The organism is Mycoplasma sp. 13536 (assembly GCF_055523495.1).
The window spans coordinates 618,336-638,582 of record NZ_JBVFVC010000001.1; the positions used below are offsets into that span (position 1 = coordinate 618,336).

The 20,247-nt window shown below is 27.7% G+C and carries 16 protein-coding genes and 1 tRNA gene; 9 read left to right on the top strand and 8 right to left on the bottom strand.

What is annotated here, in order from left to right:
• Positions 1-153 precede the first annotated feature (153 nt).
• Positions 154-244 (bottom strand) — tRNA-Ser (locus AC0B4N_RS02545).
• 403 nt (positions 245-647) lie between these two features.
• Between AC0B4N_RS02545 and AC0B4N_RS02550 the strand changes: the two genes are divergently transcribed.
• A complete protein-coding gene (locus AC0B4N_RS02550) occupies positions 648-1,571 on the top strand; it encodes a PTS transporter subunit EIIC (RefSeq protein ID WP_465102298.1) in 924 nt (307 codons plus the stop codon).
• A gap of 13 nt (positions 1,572-1,584) precedes the next feature.
• On the opposite strand, the gene AC0B4N_RS02555 is transcribed toward AC0B4N_RS02550, so the two are convergent.
• Together AC0B4N_RS02555 and AC0B4N_RS02560 are read right to left on the bottom strand one after the other, a co-directional pair.
• On the bottom strand, positions 1,585-2,523 hold the full coding sequence (locus tag AC0B4N_RS02555) for an IS3 family transposase (protein ID WP_465102558.1): 939 nt from the start codon (positions 2,521-2,523) through the stop codon (positions 1,585-1,587).
• Positions 2,466-2,978: a transposase gene (locus tag AC0B4N_RS02560; RefSeq protein ID WP_465101968.1), complete on the bottom strand. Its 513-nt coding sequence runs from the start codon at positions 2,976-2,978 to the stop codon at positions 2,466-2,468. Before AC0B4N_RS02560 ends, AC0B4N_RS02555 begins: the two co-directional genes overlap by 58 nt.
• 98 nt (positions 2,979-3,076) lie before the next feature.
• On the opposite strand from AC0B4N_RS02560, the gene AC0B4N_RS02565 reads away from it, so the two are divergent.
• Entirely contained in the window at positions 3,077-3,700 is a 624-nt protein-coding gene (locus tag AC0B4N_RS02565) for a PTS transporter subunit EIIC (RefSeq protein ID WP_465102565.1), read from the top strand.
• Positions 3,687-6,179, top strand: coding sequence for a PfkB family carbohydrate kinase (locus tag AC0B4N_RS02570; RefSeq protein WP_465102299.1), 2,493 nt, complete (start codon positions 3,687-3,689; stop codon positions 6,177-6,179). The genes AC0B4N_RS02565 and AC0B4N_RS02570 overlap by 14 nt, the downstream gene beginning before the upstream one ends.
• 514 nt (positions 6,180-6,693) lie before the next feature.
• On the opposite strand, the gene AC0B4N_RS02575 is transcribed toward AC0B4N_RS02570, so the two are convergent.
• Positions 6,694-8,208 (bottom strand): hypothetical protein, encoded by a 1,515-nt coding sequence (locus tag AC0B4N_RS02575; protein ID WP_465102300.1) that lies wholly within the window; start codon positions 8,206-8,208, stop codon positions 6,694-6,696.
• A 110-nt stretch (positions 8,209-8,318) separates the two neighbouring features.
• Between AC0B4N_RS02575 and AC0B4N_RS02580 the strand changes: the two genes are divergently transcribed.
• The 3 genes from AC0B4N_RS02580 (at position 8,319) to AC0B4N_RS02590 (ending at position 11,720) form a co-directional block, all read left to right on the top strand.
• Positions 8,319-8,453 (top strand): hypothetical protein, encoded by a 135-nt coding sequence (locus AC0B4N_RS02580; protein WP_465102301.1) that lies wholly within the window; start codon positions 8,319-8,321, stop codon positions 8,451-8,453.
• Positions 8,454-8,845: 392 nt separating this feature from the next.
• Positions 8,846-10,909 (top strand): S8 family serine peptidase, encoded by a 2,064-nt coding sequence (locus AC0B4N_RS02585; protein ID WP_465102302.1) that lies wholly within the window; start codon positions 8,846-8,848, stop codon positions 10,907-10,909.
• Positions 10,902-11,720, top strand: a complete 819-nt coding sequence (locus AC0B4N_RS02590) for a hypothetical protein (RefSeq protein WP_465102303.1) — start codon at positions 10,902-10,904, stop codon at positions 11,718-11,720. The genes AC0B4N_RS02585 and AC0B4N_RS02590 overlap by 8 nt, the downstream gene beginning before the upstream one ends.
• A gap of 99 nt (positions 11,721-11,819) precedes the next feature.
• Here AC0B4N_RS02590 and asnS read toward each other — a convergent pair whose 3' ends face one another.
• Positions 11,820-13,178 (bottom strand): asparagine--tRNA ligase, encoded by a 1,359-nt coding sequence (asnS, locus tag AC0B4N_RS02595; RefSeq protein WP_465102304.1) that lies wholly within the window; start codon positions 13,176-13,178, stop codon positions 11,820-11,822.
• Between the two features lie 411 nt (positions 13,179-13,589).
• On the opposite strand from asnS, the gene AC0B4N_RS02600 reads away from it, so the two are divergent.
• Complete coding sequence (locus tag AC0B4N_RS02600) at positions 13,590-14,951, top strand: MATE family Na+-driven efflux transporter (protein ID WP_465102305.1); 1,362 nt, start codon at positions 13,590-13,592, stop codon at positions 14,949-14,951.
• A gap of 912 nt (positions 14,952-15,863) precedes the next feature.
• Here AC0B4N_RS02600 and AC0B4N_RS02605 read toward each other — a convergent pair.
• On the bottom strand, positions 15,864-16,079 hold the full coding sequence (locus AC0B4N_RS02605) for a hypothetical protein (RefSeq protein WP_465102306.1): 216 nt from the start codon (positions 16,077-16,079) through the stop codon (positions 15,864-15,866).
• Positions 16,073-16,462: a hypothetical protein gene (locus tag AC0B4N_RS02610; RefSeq protein WP_465102307.1), complete on the bottom strand. Its 390-nt coding sequence runs from the start codon at positions 16,460-16,462 to the stop codon at positions 16,073-16,075. The genes AC0B4N_RS02605 and AC0B4N_RS02610 overlap by 7 nt, the downstream gene beginning before the upstream one ends.
• A gap of 222 nt (positions 16,463-16,684) precedes the next feature.
• Here AC0B4N_RS02610 and AC0B4N_RS02615 point away from each other — a divergent pair, with 222 nt between their 5' ends.
• Positions 16,685-17,539, top strand: coding sequence for a S8 family serine peptidase (locus AC0B4N_RS02615; RefSeq protein ID WP_465102308.1), 855 nt, complete (start codon positions 16,685-16,687; stop codon positions 17,537-17,539).
• A 3-nt stretch (positions 17,540-17,542) separates the two neighbouring features.
• Entirely contained in the window at positions 17,543-18,328 is a 786-nt protein-coding gene (locus tag AC0B4N_RS02620; protein ID WP_465102309.1) for a hypothetical protein, read from the top strand.
• Positions 18,329-18,405: 77 nt separating this feature from the next.
• On the opposite strand, the gene AC0B4N_RS02625 is transcribed toward AC0B4N_RS02620, so the two are convergent.
• Entirely contained in the window at positions 18,406-20,217 is a 1,812-nt protein-coding gene (locus tag AC0B4N_RS02625; protein WP_465102310.1) for a restriction endonuclease subunit S, read from the bottom strand.
• Between the last annotated feature and the right edge of the window lie 30 nt (positions 20,218-20,247).

Here is a 20,247-nt window from a genome sequence, read left to right on the forward strand (position 1 = left end):
GAAAAATAAAAATGAATTTGAGTAAAGTAATATAAAGTTATAAGAAGTAATTATTTTTATTGATATATATATATATATATATATCAATAAAAAAGGAAATATTATTATTTGTCTTTCTAAATATCTAAAATTTAATTATATTTTTAAAATAAATGGCGGAACAGAGAGGATTTGAACCTCCGCGGGAGTTGCCTCCCCTACAGTCTTAGCAGGACCGCCTCTTCAGCCTCTTGAGTACTGTTCCAAATATGCATATATTATACACTATTTTTTAAATATGTAAACATTTCTTTAAAAAATATTGATATTATGGTTTTTAGAAGTATAAGAAAATTTTTAGGCATTTTATATTTGGAATTAATAGGCTTTAAATTAGTAATTTATAATATAAGTATGTTGTTCAAAAGTTAGTATCAAGTTGCTTAGTCAAATTTTTTAGTACTTTAATATTCACTCTCTAAATTAATTAAAATTATACAAATCCTCAAGGGTTGTGGAAAAAATACGAAAAAAACAATAATAATAATAATAATAATAATAATAATAATAATAATATATAATATGTACAGATTTAAAACTTAATTATTATTTTTGTTTTAATAATATTTGTTTTTAAATCAATTTATTACTAAAACGAAAGGAATAATATGCAAAAATTTGATTGAGACAATGTCTCAAAAGAAGTTACCGAAGCATTAGGTGGTAAAGAAAATATTAAAGAATATTTTAACTGTGCCACAAGGCTTAGAGTGTATGTGCATGACGATTCTAAAATCGACATGAAAACACTTTCAAAAGTCGCACTTGCAAAAGGAGCTTCTCGTGACGGTGATCAATTGCAAGTTATTTATGGTCCTGGAACTGTAAATAAAGTAATTGATAACTTAAGAAACTATTTATCAGATACAAAAACCCAAACAACGACACAAGCTAGAAAACAAGTTCTTTGAAACAAAGAATTATCATTTAAAAGCAATGCCTTTTTATTAATCAGATGACTTGTTAGATCATTTTCTGAAATCTTCGTACCATTAATCCCAGTCTTTATTGCAGGTGGTATTTCATTAGCATTATCTTCATTTATTTCAACAGTTGCTTCTGGTACTTCTGCAACAGCAGCTAAAAACTTTTTTGATTTAATTGGGGGTGCTATTCTTGGTGGTTTACCTGCTTTTGTAGGATATACTGCAATGAAAAAATTTGGAGGAAATCCATTCTTAGGGTTAGCAATTGGTCTAACAATGATTTCACCAGCCCTTGTTAATGGATGAAGTTCATCAAATAAAGAAGCTGTTGAGGGGGCTTTTGCCTTGTTCCCTAAGTTACCTGAATTTTTCCAATGAAAATTCATAGGTTACCAAGCCCAAATTTTCCCAGTGTTATTAATCATTGCTTTAGCATTCTATATTGAAAAATTACTCAAACAATATACACCAGAAGCTTTAGCAATCGTAGTAGTTCCGTTATTTACCGTAGGCATTAGCGTCTTCTTTGGATTCTGATTTGTAGGACCAATTGGTAGATATATTGGAATTGGTATTGGATATGCAGCAAATATAGTGAACCCATAAAATTGGACTAAAATTAATTTAAGGATTGATGCCTATATCCTAAAGGTGTCAGTCCTTTTAATTTTGTGATAATTCGTTTTTTGTTGTAATAATTTATATACTTGCACATCGCTTTTTCTAAGTCTTCTAGAGTTTTGAATTCTTTTTCATGACCATAAAACATTTCGTTTTTCATGGTTCCAAAAAATATTTCAATAACACAATTATCATAGCAATTTCCCTTTCGCGACATACTTTGTTTAATACCTCTTTTACTTAATTTGTCACGATATTGTTTCATTTGATATTGCCATCCCTGGTCAGAATGCAAAATTAAACCATTAAGATTTTTATACTTTTTAAAAGCTTTATTTAGCATTTGATTCACTTGTTCAAAATTAGGACTTTTTGAAATTGTGTATGAAACAACTTCGCGGTTATGTACATCTATAATTGGTGATAAATATAGTTTTCCACTTGCTATTTTGAATTCAGAAACATCAGTGCTTCAAGTTTGATTCAATTTTGTGGTTTTGAAATTTCGTTCGTAATAAGTATTATGATTCTTTTTGTCAACAATCCTTGTAAGGAGTAAGTTATTACAAATTTTTCCAATTTCACCTTTATATGATTTATATTTTGATTTTGGCTGTAAACCAAATAAATTAAGTAATTTCATCAATCTTTTAACCCTTTTATGGTTAATAATATAACCTCTATTTCTTAGTTCTAAACAAATTCTTCGATATCCATAACGGGATTTATTCTCATTAAAAATATTCGTTATTACTTGTTTTAAATCAAAATCTTTATCATTTTTTGAAAAACTTTGAACAATATAAAAGTATGTTGACTTTGCTAATTGGAAAAAGTCTAGCATTAATTTTAATTTATATTTATGCCTTGATTCAAATATTACTTTTGCTTTTTCTTGTTTGGTTGCTCTGTCCTTTGTTGAACCAAGGCTCTCAATTTTTTTAAGAGGTCTACCTCCATTTCAAGCTGGGCATTTCTTTCTTCGAGTTCTTTAATTCTAGATAATGTTTTATCTTGTTTTGGGTTATTATTCTTTGGCATGGTCATTGGCATTTTACCTTTCTTTTTATTTATAAGACCATTATACCCAAATAATTTAAATTTTTTCACTCATGAATTAATTATTCCAGAATTAATTAATAGTTTTGCTTCCAAAGAGCGGATTGATTTGCCATTTAATACTTGCTTAATAATTTCTAATTTAAAACTAGGACTGAAGTTTCGTCGTTTATTTCTTTCTGTAAATATTTCTAATCCGTGGAGGTTGTACAAATGCTTTATAAACTGAATTGTACGCATATTTACATTAAAAATTTCGGCAATTTGTTTGCTACTCTTACCAGTTTTATATAGTTTTATAATCTTTAGTTTATCTTCTAATTTTAACTTCATAATAAAAACCCCCTAAGTTTTACCAATTGATTTGGTCCAACTTGTGGGGTTCACTATAAAATGCAATCTTTACATATACTAACTTCCCAGGCTTTGGTTTAGGTGGGTTATTAATTGGAATGGCTTACCCATTCATTGTTGTAACTGGATTGCACCAAGGATTTACTGCTATCGAAGCTCAATTAATTGCTTCACAAGGATTTACTTGAATTACTTCAATTGCAACAGTATCTAATATTGCACAAGGAGTTGCAGCTCTTACAATGTTTGGTCTTTTATACAAAAAATCACAAAAATTAGCTTCTTCATCACTTTCATCTGGTATTGCAGCTAATTTAGGTATTACTGAACCTGCTATGTTTGGAACAAACATTCCATTATTCTTCCCAATGCTTGCAGCTTCTATTGGAGCAGGTATTGGTGGATATTGAGTAGGTATGTCACAAGCTGTAGCTAGTTCACTTGGTTCAGCTTCATGATTAGGATTTCTCCAATTCTCACCTGTAAAAAGTGATAAATTATTAGCTTACTATACAGAATATGAAAAAGTGGTTCCATGAGGAAATAAAATGTTCTTCCATAGAGCATTATCACCATTAGGTAATATTGCAATTGCTTCTGTAATTTCTTCAATTGTATCTAGTTCATTAACATTTGTATTTTCAAAAACATTTGGTAAAGAAACGCTCGAAAACTTTATTAAAGAACATGAAAAAGCTTAAACCTGTTAATTACAAAGATAAGCAAAGAAAATTAGATCAAATCAAGCAACAAAATACAGGTAAAACTTACGTATATACCGATGCATTGTTGCCTGAATTAACTAATAAATTAAAACAAGCCAAAGGTGATGTTTATTTTAATAAACTTCACCTTTCTTCATTTTCAGGCTTGATTAATGATCCAAATAATTTTGTTTATCATAATGAGAAATATTATATTTTTTACCAATGAAATCCGTTTAGTCCAATCCATGCTAATAAGCACCAAGGATATTTTACGACAAAAGATTTTTTAGAATATAAAAGTCATGGTTTAGGAATTAGACCATCAAATGAATATGATGCAAATGGGATTTACTCAGGTTCAGCATTATCAGAAGATAATAACCTTTATTTATATTACACTGGCAACGTAAAAAAAGGAAATATTTATAATGCTCCTGAAGATACATCGTATACATTAGTTGCTAAATATAGCAATGATTGAAAAGAAACTGAAGCAAGCAAAAAACTATTATTTAGTGTTGATAAAACTAAATATACAAGGCATTTTAGAGATCCGTATATTGTCAAAGTTGAAGACACTTATTATTTATTACATGGAGCACAAACTTTAGATAAAAAAGGTAAAATTGTTGTTTATAGTTCTGATAAACCTAATTCTGATTTTACTTGAAAGGGTGAAATCGAATTTATTAATGGGCCAAAGCAACTTAATGAAGCATTTATGTTTGAGTGTCCTAGTTTCACTAAGATAGCTGAAAAAGATGTATTATTTATTTCAACTCAGGGGGCTTATTTTTATGATCAAGATAACCAAAATAGGGATGTTTCAATTTACCTTCTAGGTAAAATGAATTGAAAAACATTAACATTTAAAGTTACCCATTGGGATTTACTTGATTTAGGTTTTGACTACTATGCGCCTCAAATTATGAATGGTCCCGATTATTATAATCTTTCAATTGCATGAGCAGGAACACCAGATACAGATGCTGTTGCAACTTTTGAACAAGGATACGCTCATTCATTAACCTTACCAAGAACTATGTGAATCGAAAAAGGAAAACTATACCAAAAATATTCAGATAATTTTAATTTTATTTACCAAACGTATTATCGAATTACAGATGGTATTGTAGACTTATGAAATCGCCAGAATTTTCTCCACTTAAAACCTAGTGGTAAGAAATGATTTTTTGAGTTTAAAAATGTGGAAGGTCATTACATTATGTTTTCCTATCTTAATGGTGTTTTAACCATTGATCGAACTAATATGTCACATAGTTTTGCACCAAATTACCCTAACAAAATAACTAGAAATATTAAGAATATTAAAGATATCAAAATTATCCAAGATTCATCATTATTAGAACTTTATATAAATCAAGGAGAGTACGTGATTACTACAAAATACTTTTTAGATGGTGAATTATTATTTCAATATGATGGTGATATTACTGCAACTATTGGTGAACTTGATGAAGTTGATATTGATTGGGGTGATCGTCCACAACTTTTAGTGCCAGGCGAAGCTCTTTATAATGAATATCATTTAGGTAATGGAAAAATTAAAGTTAATGTTGGAGGAGCTTCTTTAAATGTAGCAGCCGTGATTCAAAAAACCAAACGTACTGCTATTTTTGTTGGTGCTGTTGGTTTTGATGATAGTACTAATTTACTTCTTTCTGTATCTATGGATAAGTTAGATCCAGATAATTTGATAAAAATAAAAGATAAAAATACTACAAAAGCAATAGTTTCCTTAGATGAAAATGGTGAAAGAAGTTTTGAATTTGTTAGAGGCGCTGATGTTGATTTAAAATATGAATATGTTGAAAATATTGATTTTGATGCCTTAGTTTTAACTTCCGCAACGGCTTTTTTAGGTGGTGAATTATTTGAAACTTACAAGAACTTAGCTCTAAAAGCTAAAATGGAAAACAAGAAAATATTCTTTGATCCTAATTATCGAAAGGCCCTTTATCAAGATAATCTTTATGATTTTATTGCAAAAGCAAAAGAATTTATTAATTTAACTGATTTTATTAAATTTTCTAAAGATGAACTATATTTAATAACAAATACCAATACATTAAAAGATGGTATAAAAGCTCTTGAAAATTTTAAAAATAAATTATTTTTAATCACTTTAGGTGAGAAAGGCACATTAGTTTATAAAGATTCAAAACATTTTTTAGTTGAATCTAAAAAAGTAAAGCAAATTGATTCTACCGGAGCTGGTGATGCTTTCTTTGGTACGTTTATCGGTAAATGGTTTGATACTAAACAAGCAAATTCAAAAGAAGTTGTTATCGATGAAGATTTAATTAATATTGTTTTTGATGCAAATTTAGTTGCTGGTTATGTTGTGACCAAAGTAGGGGCAAGTTTTTTACTTTTAGATATAGAAAATCATGATTTTAAAGCCAAAAGATTACGTAAGAATTTAATAAAAAGATTTAAAGAAGAATTTTAAATGTTTAAAAAGATAATTAAAATTACTATTCCAATTATATTTTTACTAGGTGTAATAATTGGAATAATCCTTTGTGTAAAAATTGAAGGTTTAAATAATAATTGATTAAATTTTGTGGTAATTCCTCTTGGAACTGGTGCAATCTTATCTTTTTTAGTACTTGGCTTTTGATTTATATTTCGAAGTAAAAAATAAGATTCATAATTTAAATATTATAAAATAATAAAGATTTATGTTTTTATACCACTGCCTATATTACAGAAAATAAAAACAAGTGAAAGTAAATTTTTATTTACAACAATTATTACAAATAATATTAAAGATTATTTATTGATAATAGTACATAACAACTTGCTATATATTATAAATATATTTATCCTGGTTTACTGTTTTGTTTATTTAAAAATATATAAAATTTCAATATCCTACTACAAACTATATCAAAATAAACCCAAAATATTATATTTTGGGTTTATTTATAGTCATATTTAATTAGTTATTTTATTTATAAAATTTAATTAATATTAAAATCTTTTGTTTGTCCTTGGAGTAAGTTGTAATCTTCCTCGCCAGCAACAAAAAGCCTAGTTATGCTATAAGCTCCTTTATGTCATGGATTTGGTGCATTAATAATAAAATCGACTTGGTTTTCGCCTATATTACGCCAATATTGGATATTTGCTGGTGCTGTTGAGTCATTTGTATAAATTCTTGCACTTTTTGAATATACTTCATGAGTAATAGTTTTTGATTTTATTTTTTCATACACTTCTTTATTAGTTCTTACTGCTATTCTAATATATTTTCGACTAGGATCTCATTTAGGGCCACCTGGTTCTACTACTATTTGTAATATGCTAGCACTTGCTTTTGAATTTTTTAATTCGTCCTTAGGTTCTTCTTCTTTTGCAGAGTTTGAATTATCATTTGATGTATTTCCATCTGTTGAACTACTTGGATCTTGCCCTTGTGTTTCGGTAGTTTTTTGATCAGAAGGTTGATTACGGTTAGTGCTTTCTGGATTATCAGTAGGCTGAGATTTAGTATCTTCATCCTTAGTTATTGTTCCTGTATCTGTTTCTTGATCATCATTGCCTTGAATTGGTTTCTCTACTGGTTGATTAGGAGCAGAATCGTGCCCTGGTTGGGCATTATCTCTCGAATCATCTGCACCGCTTGAACCATTATCAGTACCATTGTTTGGTTTTTCTTCATCTGGTTGTTTTACACCAGTTTCAGGTTCTTCTGTTGCTGGTTCTTTTGGAGATGGGTCATTGGTCCCTGGGTTAGATGGTGTATTTTCTTCTCTTGGAGTTTCTTGGGTGTTATCACTATTACCTTGCTCTGTAGTTGGATCTTTAGGAACTGGAGTAGGGTTTGGTTCTGTCTTAGGAGGTTGTTGGGTGTCGTTAGTTGGATTTTTTGGAGCAGGGTCTTGTCTTGGTTGATCACTATCATTTGGTGGATTAGGTATAGTGTTACCTGGGTTTTGATTGTTATCTCCACCAGGAGTACTTGGATTTTCACTTACTGGATCTTTTGGCTCGGAGTTGCTAGTTCCTGGATTCGATAGTTCATTTTCTTCTCTTGGTGGATTAGGATTTACTGGCTCTTCTTGTTCTCTATTTTCAATAGGTCGGTTTTGGGTTGACACATCGTTTAACGTTGTAAATGGACGTTTGACATTAAATAATGTGTCATTGTTTACCTTAATGGTATCTAATAAATATGTAGTTCCTTTTGTTAGTCCACTAATAGTAATTTTATATTCATTATCAGCTGGTTTGTTTAAACTTGAAACTGTAAAATTATGAACTGTATCATTAATTTTTACATTAAGTTGGTCTGTTCCTTGTAGACCAGTAATTTTAGTGGTGAATTGAGCAGTTGTTTGAGTTACTGTAATTTCACTAACATTTTGAATAGTAAATTGTCTTTTTTGGGGCTGAGGCGCTGTACATGATACAGCAGTAATTGTTGAAATAGTAACTAAGTTAGTTGTTACTAATAAAAATTTACGTAATTTCATAACGTATCTTCCTTTCATATAAATATATTTATATAATAATTAATTTGTCTAAAATCAAATTAATAGATTTGTTAATCTACTTTAATTTTAATATATATATATATATATATATGAAGAAAGTTAAAAAACTTGTACGTTTAAAAAGAAAGGAATATAGTAAAAATAATAAACTTGGGAATTTTTTCGGACTATTTTACCATCCCAAACCATACCATTTGGTTAAGCCAAAGCTAATGTTTTGGTAAGTTTATTTCCAATTCTTGATATTATTATTTACTTTTCAATATAGATAGATGAAAAGAATTTTTATACTTTACAAAACGACTATGTGAATATTAATCCCGCATAGTTTAAAAAAAATAGAAATAATTCTAACCATTCTAAATTTTATTATATTAGATTATTCTAATATTTATAAGTATTTTATATAAGACACCTGGAAAAGTGTGGAATTATGATAAAAATTGAAAATATTTGTTTTTAACTTTTTTTTATGCTAAAATTTTGTTAGGTATAGATAAAATACCCAATATTTATAAGTTTAGAAATGAGGAACGAGCATTATACATTTCTAAACAATTTCTACTCAAAAAAATATTAAACACAAATTTTGCTTACAAAACTTAAGGAGACAATTATGAAAAAGAAACTAAAAATTTCTGTTTTAACATTAATTAGCACAAGTGCTTTAGTAACATTTTTTGCTACCCCAGTTGCAAAGCAGTTCACTCCAGATACAATGTGATACGAAAATCTTAATAATGAAAAATTTGAGGTCAGGGAGCAGGGTGCGACTGTCGCATTTAATCAAAATAATGAAACGTTTTCTTTGCCTGTTGATAATAATTTTGAACTTAAATTATTATTAAATCCAGGCTTTGAAACTGAGAATGAAGAATTTTTAAGTAAATTCAATGATGATTTTATAAATAAAGTTACTGAAAGCAATTTAGTTTATAAATCATTTGAAAAACTAACAATGATGCCAATTGTCTGATTTTATTTTGAAAAAGAAGAAGATAGAAAAAAATTTGTTAATAAAGTAAAAAACTGAAACGAAATTTATAAGTTCATTATATTTGAAAATACAAATACAATTCCACAAGGATACATAACCCCGAGTTCCACAAATAAGATTAAAAATCTGTATACACAAAGAGGACAAGTAAGTAATTATGGTCGTAATGGAATAAATTTTAATTTGCAAAATTATGTGCAACATATGAACAAAAATATAGATCTTGTAAATGCTACAAACTATTTAGATAATCCATATGTAAATAAAATAGGAATATTAGAAACATGGGCTCATCCCTTTGATAAAAACTATCAAAAATATTTTAGAAATGGTATTGAGATAAACGATATAAACGAAAGAATATGACCAGGTTATGAAACCCATTCAACAATGGTATCACTTGTTGCAGGTGGACAATATGGAATAGACCGATCATCTAAAATATATTTATATACAACAAACCAAACAGATAGTCATTGAATGTCTACAATTGAAAAAATGGTAAAAAAAGATGGAATAAAATTAATTAATCATAGTTATGGTCTTATAAGGTATTACGAAAAAAATGGTGAAACTTATGAAAGTAACAACTATAAAAAGGGTTACCATGAAAATTCATATTTCCTTGATCATATATCTCGTAAGTATGGTGTAATAAATGTATTTGCAGCTGGTAATGAGGGAAATAAAGATTATCATTTAATAACACATAAACGACTATCATTCAATACAATAGTTGTTGGTGCTTTATCAGATTGATCATCTAAAGAATATCAAAAACAAAATATAATTGCAGATTATTCTAATTACAAATTATTACCACAATTTGAAAATATATCGAAGCCTTTAGTTGTTGCTCCAGCACATTTTTATAATCCTGTTTATAACAGAAACAATTATTCTCGTGGAACAAGTTATGCTGCGCCTGTCGTAACTGGTTTAATCTCAAACTTATTTAAATATAGATCGGATATTAGGGATAGTGAATTTAGAGTTCCTATTGTAAAAGCAATTTTATCTGCATCTGCTGTTAGTCCAAATCACGATAATTTAACCTATAAGTCAAGTGGTTATGAACAAAAATATGGTGCTGGAACAGTAGATTTTAAAACAATGTTAGAAGCAGCTAACAACTATTCAATACTAAAAATTCATCCAACTAATGATAGTGGTTTTGTATTTTCAAGTAAAGAAATAAATTTAAAAAAGAATCAAACGATAAAAATATCTAGTTCCTGAATGTTTAATGCTGGTCTTTTAAATCAATCTGAAGTTAGGCCAGACTATAAAGAAAATACAAGTTGGTGAAATTCATTTTTAAATTTCTTTTCTCCATCACGTAAAAGAAGCCAAGAACTAGAAAAACAAAAAACTATTGCCGAGGGTAAAATGTGAGACTTAACTCATAAATCTGAGATTCGTTTGACTCAATCTGAGGCAATAAAACGTCAAAACAACAATTGATTTTCTGATTATGACTTATATTTAGAAAAAAAGGAATCAAATGGGAAATGGGTTGTTGTGAAGATGATTCAATCAGCTCTAAGTAATGATGAATTACTTGAATATAAAGCAACTTCTTCAGGGACATATAGATATCGCATTAAAAAGTATGAGAAATATGACTTTAGCAATTCTGTATATGATTTAATAGCAACTACTCACGTGGTTAAAAATGAATAAAATAATTAAAAAATCGTTAATTAGTCTTATTTCTTTAGTAGTTCCTATAACTTTATTTTCATGCAATGAAAAACCGCCTGTTGGAAAAGAGCCTATTGCACCTAGAATTATACTTGACAAACCTGACGAATATTATGAAAATGAAGTTAAAAAAATGTATGATGTGATTTATCCAATCTATCAAAATATTACTAAAACAGCTATTTTTGCTCCAAAAGAATGAGTTTCAGAAGAAGAAAAAAGAGTAAAAGACAATTATAGACAAAAAGGATCAGATACATTTAATACAGGTTTTTTCCGTAATTATCCTAATCATAATTATCATGAATATATTGAGGGTAGTATAATAAAAGTTAAAACAAAAGATGAATTTGACACTCATATTATAAATAAGTTTAAAGAATTAAATAATAATAGTGAATATAGTGAAAATTCAAAAATCAAAAAACTATTTGAAGAATTATATTTAAATAACCAAGATGTTTATACTCTTTTAGAAGATCATGATATTTTTATAAAATATAGAAGTTCAAAACAATCACCAAATGGTGGCTTTATAATTCCGATTTATGAAAATAATGAAGTGACCATAAATTGAATAGGTTCTTATGAAAGCATTGATCCTCGTCTTTTACAACCACCTGCTGCATATATTCCATCACCAGATTATGTTTGAGAAGTCTTTTTAGTTAAAAAAGGGTTTACACCAAAATATAATGGTATAAATAGAGATATAGATGAATCAGCTCAAAATTATAGAGATCGATTTGTTAAGTGATATAATAATGTCTTTGCAAAATACTATTTATAAATTCTCTAAAATACATGCTGATTAATTTCTTATTGAAATAAAATTTAACTATTAATAATAAATAAATACCACTGTATCTAATATTACAGTGGTATTTTTTTACATTCTAATATTTCCAGTTGTTCTTGGGTATGGTATTACATCTCTAATATTTTCAATTCCTGTGACATACATTACTAATCTTTCAAAACCTACCCCAAAACCTGATGACATGATATGACCATATCTGCGAAGATCTAAATATCATTGTAAATCTTCTTGATCAATATTTAATTCATTTACTCGTTGCACTATTTTATCATAATCACATTCTCTTTGACTTCCGCCTATTAATTCTCCAATACCTGGCACTAATAAGTCAAAAGCTGCTACTGATTTATTATCATCATTTTGTTTCATATAAAATGCCTTAAAATCTTTTGGGAAATTTATAACAGCAATCGGTCTGTTATAAATTTTTTCAGTTAAATATCTTTCGTGTTCAGTAGCTAAATCTAGTCCATATTTAATATCTTTATTTTCAAAAATATCCTTAACTTCAGCAAGTTTACTTATAGCATCTTGATAATCTACGATTTGAATTGGTGTTTCAATAAATTGATTTAAACGATCCAATAATCCTTCGTGTAATGAATCTAGGAAACTAAATTCTTTTTTATGTTTGCTTAAAGTATTTCTAATAATTACTTTAAGCATATCATCAGCCAATGCAATATTATCATTTAAATCATAAAAAGCCATTTCAGGTTCTATCATCCAAAATTCAGCTAAATGTTTTTTAGTGTTAGATCTTTCGGCTCTAAAGGTAGGTCCAAAAGTATAAATTTTTTTCATTCCTAAAGCATAACTTTCCCCGTGTAATTGACCTGTCACTCCCAAAGTTGCTTTTTTATTTTTTCCAAAAAACGGATCAAGGTTTGAACTGTCAGAAACATTAAATGTTTCGCCAGCCCCTTCACCATCATTGCTTGTAATAATAGGACTTGTTAAATAATGAAATTCTTTGTTTATAAAATATTTATGCACTTCATGAGCTAAAGTAGAGCGAATTAACATAACAGCTCTTAAAAGTGATGTACGGTGTCTTAAGTGTGGCAGATCCCTTAAGGTTTCAAGTTTAATTTCTTGGTTTTGAATTGGATAATCTTCATCAACATTTTTATATGCCACCAATTCACTGGCAACTAATTCAATTGGTTGTGGAGAATTTGGCGTTGCATTTAAAGTTCCTTTAATTATAACAGCGGCTCCAGGGCGTAATGAATCAAGTATGTTGAAATCAAAATTTTGACCTTTAAAAACTACTTGTAAATTTTCAATAGTCGAACCATCGTTAACTTCTAGGAAACGTATTTTTTTGTTTCCTCGGTTTGATGAAATTCATCCTTTAACTTCAACATTAGTTCAACCATCATAAAAAACTGGTTTTAATAAAAATGATTTAATTGAATCAATCATGAATACTCCTTAATAATTTATTTATATTTCTAAGTGTTTTTATATTATAACACTTTTATATTAATTTTTAATGTTAATAAATGATAATTAAAATTGTGTTTTTGGATGGTAAAATTTAATTATGGTTAATGATTTTGGTTTTGGCATATAACTCTTGACAAATATAGCAATGAAAGTAAATATAAAATAAATTTTAAATAATTTATAAATTGTTAGAGTTGATTAATGATGCACTATGTTCTTTTTAACCAAAAAATAGATTTTTAGCTGGAATATGTTATAATACTAAGACAAGAAAACTCAAATTTTATAAATATCTGCCCCCCCCTATTAATAAAAATTTTTTTTATTAATAGGGGGGGGCAGACTCTTAAAACTAAAAATATAAATATTTAAAAGGAGGATATAAAGATGCTTACTAAATTAAAAATATCATTAAAAAATATTAATTACAAATTATTTCTTGCTTTATTGGTTACTGGTTTAGCACCGATAATTTATACTACTTTAAGAGTATTTTGACTAGGTAACTTACCTGGCGAATGATCATATAGTATTGCAGGGCAATTATCTTGAGTTAATTTAATTTATGAAGTTATAAATGAAGCGATTATTTTGCCGTTATTTTATTTTGTAGGTAATGTTTTATCTAACAAAAAGGATTTTACAAATCGCATGAAAACTGGACTGCTACTAACTTTTGGAATCTATAGTATTTTATCATTAATTGTAATAGGTGGTGCTAATCCCTTACTTAAAGTTATGGCGACAAATGAATCAATTATTGATGCTAGTGCACAATATATAAGAATTGAAGCAGTAGCGAATATTTTTGGTGTGTTATTCCAATTTGTTTTGGTTGGTTTAGTCATTTTAGGTAAAAGCAAATTAGTTTATCTTTTAACTGCAGTAAAATTAGTTTTATCTGTAATACTAGATTTATTCTTAGTTTCTAGTTTATCTCTTTCGGCCAATATGGGAGTTAACGGAATAGGGGTTACAAATATTATTGTCAATGCAATATTATTAGTAACAGGATTATTCTTACTTTCCAAAAATGGTGTTAATATTTTCAACAAAGATAAAATGGACTTTAAATGAGCAAAAGAATTTGCAAAAATTGGTGGGATTTCAGGATTTGAATCATTTGTTAGAAATTTAGCATATATGATTATGATTGCTAGAATGGTAAACGTTGTCAATGAACAAGGAACTTATTGGGTTGCTAATAACTTTATTTGAGGATGAATGCTACTACCAATCTTGCAACTAGGTGAATTAATTAAACAAGAAACTTCAACAAACAAAAATGCTGTTAAAAATAATACCTTAGGATATTTTGCAATTACTGGTATTACAATACTTATTTGGATTATTTTAATACCTGCTTATAAACCATTCATGAAATATGTTTTAAACTATGGCGAAGTAGACAAACTATTTGAACTAGTAATGGTTTTATTTGTTTTCTATATATTGTTTGCAATCCAAAATGTTGTTGATGCTATATTTTATGGTTTAGGAAAAACTCATTATATGTTATTTGAATCAGTAGTAACTAACTCTATTTATTATGGTATTGCTTTTATCTTGTATGTAACAGGTGTGTGAGAACCCTCATTAATCGGTATTGCTATTTTATTTGGAGTTGGGAATGCCTTTGATACAGTTGTTTCATTAGGGGCTTATTGATTTTTATTAAAAAAATCTAAAACTAATGTTTTAGATGTACAAAATAATAATAATAATAATAATAATAATAATTTAAATTAAATACTTATAAAATAAGAACATAGAAATAATTAAGACAAAACAATATGAATATTACAGAGTTAAATTATTAAACTTTGCAAAAGAAATAGTAATAACTAAAGATTAGTTATTGCTATTTATTGTTTTTTGTTCATATCATTAATATTTTACATTTGTTTATTGAAAAAATTTCAGCAAACGGAATGTAGAATAACTACTTTTTTGAACTACATTTTTAATTTTCCGCCCAGACTGTTGGGGTTAATCTTTTTTTATTTTTTGATTTATATTATGATGCTTTTGTTGCAAAAAAAAGATAATGAAAAAACAAAACAAAAAAATTTTTTTCTTCTTTGCAACTAAATTGGAAAATTTATATATTTTTTGATGTTTTTACTGTCTAAAAAATCAGAACATAATTATGTATATTGTTAAATTAACTATAAAATTTCAAAATGAAGCAAAAAGATTTTTAAACCCCCGCCCTTGATTGCAATCAAGGGCGCCTTACTTTTTAAAAAGTAAGCAAAACTTCCAGAAAACACGGGCCCGTGTTTTCTATTTTCGCATACATTTTTTTATATAAAAATTATGTTAAAATTAAAAGACAATTATTTTGTTAATATCTCGCGTGTGACTTTTCCAAAAAACAGGTTTATGTTTGCGATTAGATGAACCGAGTACTTCTATTCCTTTTTTATTTAAATCTTTTTCAAAAATTGTTTGTGCGTTTTCGTTTCCCCAAAAAGTTCTTCTTTTATCAGTATAAATTTTCTTTGGAAATCCATATTTCTTAAATACAATTTCTAACAGTCTTTGATATCCTAATGTTGTTTCTTGTTCTTCAAATCATGCTGCTAATAATGTTCCAGTGGCAACATCAATTGCATGATAAAGATAGAATGGTTTATTATTTTTTAAATATGGTTCAAGTTAAGCATCGATTTCAACAATTTCACCAAATTCTAAATTTTTCTTTAGACCCAAAACTTGTCTTTGTTTTTCATTTTGTTTAATTTGTTTATAATATTTTTTTAATAGCAATGTTGTCTCTTGTGAAGTTTTTTTCTTTGATAATTTTGCTATTTTTCTTCCTCTTTTGGTTGTATGTATATTAAATAATCCTAATTGGTTGAATCTTCTTACCAAAGTTTTGTAAGAAATTTTTGCCTTATAAAAGAACCATATTCTGAATAATAATAACTTTTAAACGAAAGTTGGTTATTTGTTAGAACGCTATTTAAAATAATTTCACATGTTTTTAAATAATCTTTAAACACTAATTCAATTTCTGAATCGGTAACTTTGCAACTTCTTTGTTGATTTTTATTTTTATGACTGATGTCAATTTCTTGATTACTTTTTATTATTTTTTTATATCTTTTTACAGTTGATACACTAAGGTTTGTAATTAAACTAAGTTGAGATAAAGATTTTTCAATATTAGCAGCAATTAATATGAGAGATTGCTGTTTTTTTAGTTCGTAGTTTGTTAAGTTTTTGTACTTATCTATGTTATGTTTGATTCTCATAAATAATTTATACCATATTTTAATTAAATTAGTGCACTTTCCATGGGATTTATATATGGACCTAAATAGTTGTCATTGGACATTTTACATTTGCATATTAAAAAATTTTTGCAAACGAAAAAAATCAATGATATAATAAAAAGTGAGGTAAGTATATCTCGTAACTTGCATACAAATTAGTAGATAAATTATTTAAATGATAAAAAACTAAAGGAAATAATTATGAAATTAAATAAATTTAAAAAAACATTATTAATATCTTTAACTATTGGACCGATTATTGCAATATTTAATAGTCCAATTGTTGCAGCTGGCAATTTAAATGGCGAAGGAGTCGATACATTATTTAGCAATGGCCTATCACGTAATAGTATTATAGTAGGTGCAACTGATATTGATAATTTAGAAAGAAAAACATATTATAGCCAAATTGGTAATAATCTTAATTATGTTTCTGTTGTTGCTCCAGGTGGAAAATATTGATTTAGTGATCGAGCACAACTAGTAATTGATGGTAAAAAAATTGACCTTGGATATGATAATGAGGGGACTAGTTTTTCAGCCCCAGTTATAAGTGCTATTGCAGGAATGTTAAAACAAAAATATAAATCATATTTTGACCAAGGGTCGGATTCAATTATCTTTAAATCAGCATTAATAACTGGTTCACGCAAGCCCCAGGGAATAAATTCAATTTATACTAATGAGACAGGATATGGTATTCCAAACTATCAAAAAATTGAACAGGCCATACAATCTTTAATAATTCTTCCTAAAACTGATAAAAGCAATAATTCATGAAAAAATTCAAGACAAGTATATTTATCTAAAGGTGATAAAATTCGTGCCTCTTTAGCATTCTTATACAATGGATCAAACGATAAAACTAATATTGATTTTAGAATCAAAGATATAAATGGTAATATTATTGCATCTTCAAATTCTTGAAATAAAAATATTGAAGTTGTAGAATTTACTGTTCCAAGCACAGGATTTTATTGATTTGAAGCGTACAGATCTTCAAGTAACACAAACCCAGTTGAGGTGGCAATTACATACACAAAGGCTCAAAATTAAACTATGGCTTTAAAAATGAGAAAAATTATAAAATATCCACTTCTCTTTCTAGGGTCTGCAGTTTTAATAGTCCCTGTGTCATTATATACATGGTATAGAGTTGAACATAATCAATGGTCAAAAGACAATGAAATTAGTGGTAGTTCTTATTGAAATAAAACAAAAACACTTTGAACTAATGAAGGATCATACCCTCCCTTATTCGTAAAAGATCCAGCGCGGCTATTAAATACGCAAAGTAAATATGATTATTATGAGCCACATAAATACAGCAATAAGCATATTAAACTAGATATAAATAATGAATCTAGCCCTTTAATATACTCATCAGATAATTTAAAAAATAGCACATATATTTTTAAAACAAAGCAAGATTTTATAAAGTTGTTTTTAAGTGTTAGCAGCGAAATTCACCCTTACCCAAACCAAGAAGTTATAATTAAGAATTTTAAGGAATTATTAGATAAGATTAATTTTGAAACTCAAGATCTAATTTTATTAAATAATTATAATAGTCCATTCATGCCTGCTCGTGGAGATCGCCGAAAAATAGGTTGAGATATTAAAGAGTATTCATACAATGAAACAACAAAAACGCTTGAAATAGATTGAATAGAAAATTATAATATGAAAAAATATTTCTGAATACCAGAAGAAAATAATTATCTTCTAGATACGGCTGTTGGGACAAACGATTGATATAGAAGTTTCTTTTTTATTATTAATAAAACAGATATAACTGATTCTAATTCATTAAACATAGAAATGAAATATGATTGAATAAAATAAACATAAATTAGACAGGGAAGAAACATTTGGAATTTGTCCAAATATTTAATCCGTGTCTCCTTTTTTAAATGTTTGTTTTAATTCACTTTATCAAAACTCAATAACCTATCTCTATAATATTCATATTGTTTTTGTCTAAGGTTTATTTCAGCTGGTAAGCCCTTAGTTAAATCATTTGTTAAGTCAGAGAAATTATCTAGGATTTCAACTATTTTGTTTTGGAGTTGAAGTGGAGGGAGAGGTATAATAATATCCTCTAAATCCTTTTTATTTAGTGCTGGTATACTTCCTTCATTTACTAATGTTTCTCTAATTTTTTGTTGAATATTTTTTAGGTAATAATATAGAAATTTAGTTAATATTTCATTATCATCTTTGCTTCTAAAAGGATAGCATAATCCACCAGCCCAAAAGTCTTGATCCATGTATTGTACAAATCTAGCATTACCTCTTGAAGCAACTGTTATTGCATCACCATTGTTATTAAATTTATCATAATATCCATAAATAGATGTACCAGAGTTTATAACAGGGTATTTTCCGTTTGGTATTAAATCAGTAGTCTTTAATGTATCTTTAGACAAATTATTAATTAATTCTCCAAGCTTCTTATATTTAACCTCATACCCAAAATTAACGAGTTCAAAACCAAAGACATATTCAAAGAGTTTGGTTAATCCCGGATTATCTTCTCTCTCTCTCTCTCTCTCAATATCATTAATATTAAATGATAATAAGAGATCTCTATAATATTCATATTGTTTTTGTCTTAAAGATATTTCAGAAGGCAAGCCAATTTTTAGATCATGACAAATTTTCTCAAAGTTGTCTAAAACTTCCGCAATTCGGTTTTGCACTGGAAGTGGAGGAAGGGGAATTGAAAAACCTTGTAAAATTGGCATAGTTATATTAGGTATTACAGAATTAATTGTAAATTTATAAACGTAATCTCTTAAATATGTTTTTAAGTAATGCATTAAGAATAAAGGATTAATATCTTTAAATCCTCGTAAAACATATGTTCGTTGATTAGCATTAAATTTACCTTTATAGTAATGTACATGAGCAAGCTGGCTGCCACTACCGGCAATTATTATTGCTTCAGTATCGAAGGCAAATTTATCTATTTTATATGGAGTAATATTACATGTATAAAATGGATATAATCCATCGTCAACTTTTTCTTTTGTATCTAATTTACCTGTTGTTATTGAACATAATTCTTTTAGTGTTTTATACTCAACCTTAACTTTTGAATCATCAAAAGTTAATAATTTATCCCTGTAATACTCATATTGTTGCTTACGGTATTTAAGTTCTGTGGTAAGTTCTGTGGTAAGTTCTGTGGTAAGTTCTGTGAAATTATCAAGAATTTTAACAATTTCATCTTGGATCGCGCGGGGCGGCAAAGGGACCTGAATAGAATGGGCTATTGTTGAGCTTTTAACTGTTAGATAACTTTTATCATTGACTAATGTTGCCATGTTAAAACTTTCGAGAGAATAATAAAGAAACCTACTATTAATAAGTTTATCATTTGGAATAACAACTGCTAAATGAGAAACTACATAAGAATCAACGGCCAACCTTACTCTGTTATTAAGTAAAGTTGATGCTCCGCTTTTAGGGATTAAAATTGATCCAGCTGGAAAAAGTTTCAATCCTTTTATGCCATTTTCATTCAAATAATCGCTAATATTAGAAAAATCAACTGATTTCTTTGCTTTTCCAACATCAGAAGTACGGCAAAAAGGATATTTTCCATTAATAAAGAATTTTCCATCTTGTGGTGCTGAATTCCCGGCTGTTACAATTGCAACATCGCTAAGTTTTTTATATTCAACTCCATTAGGACATAATTCTTTAATTAACTTTTCTATTCTATTCATAATCTTTCCTTTAATATTCCTTATATATAT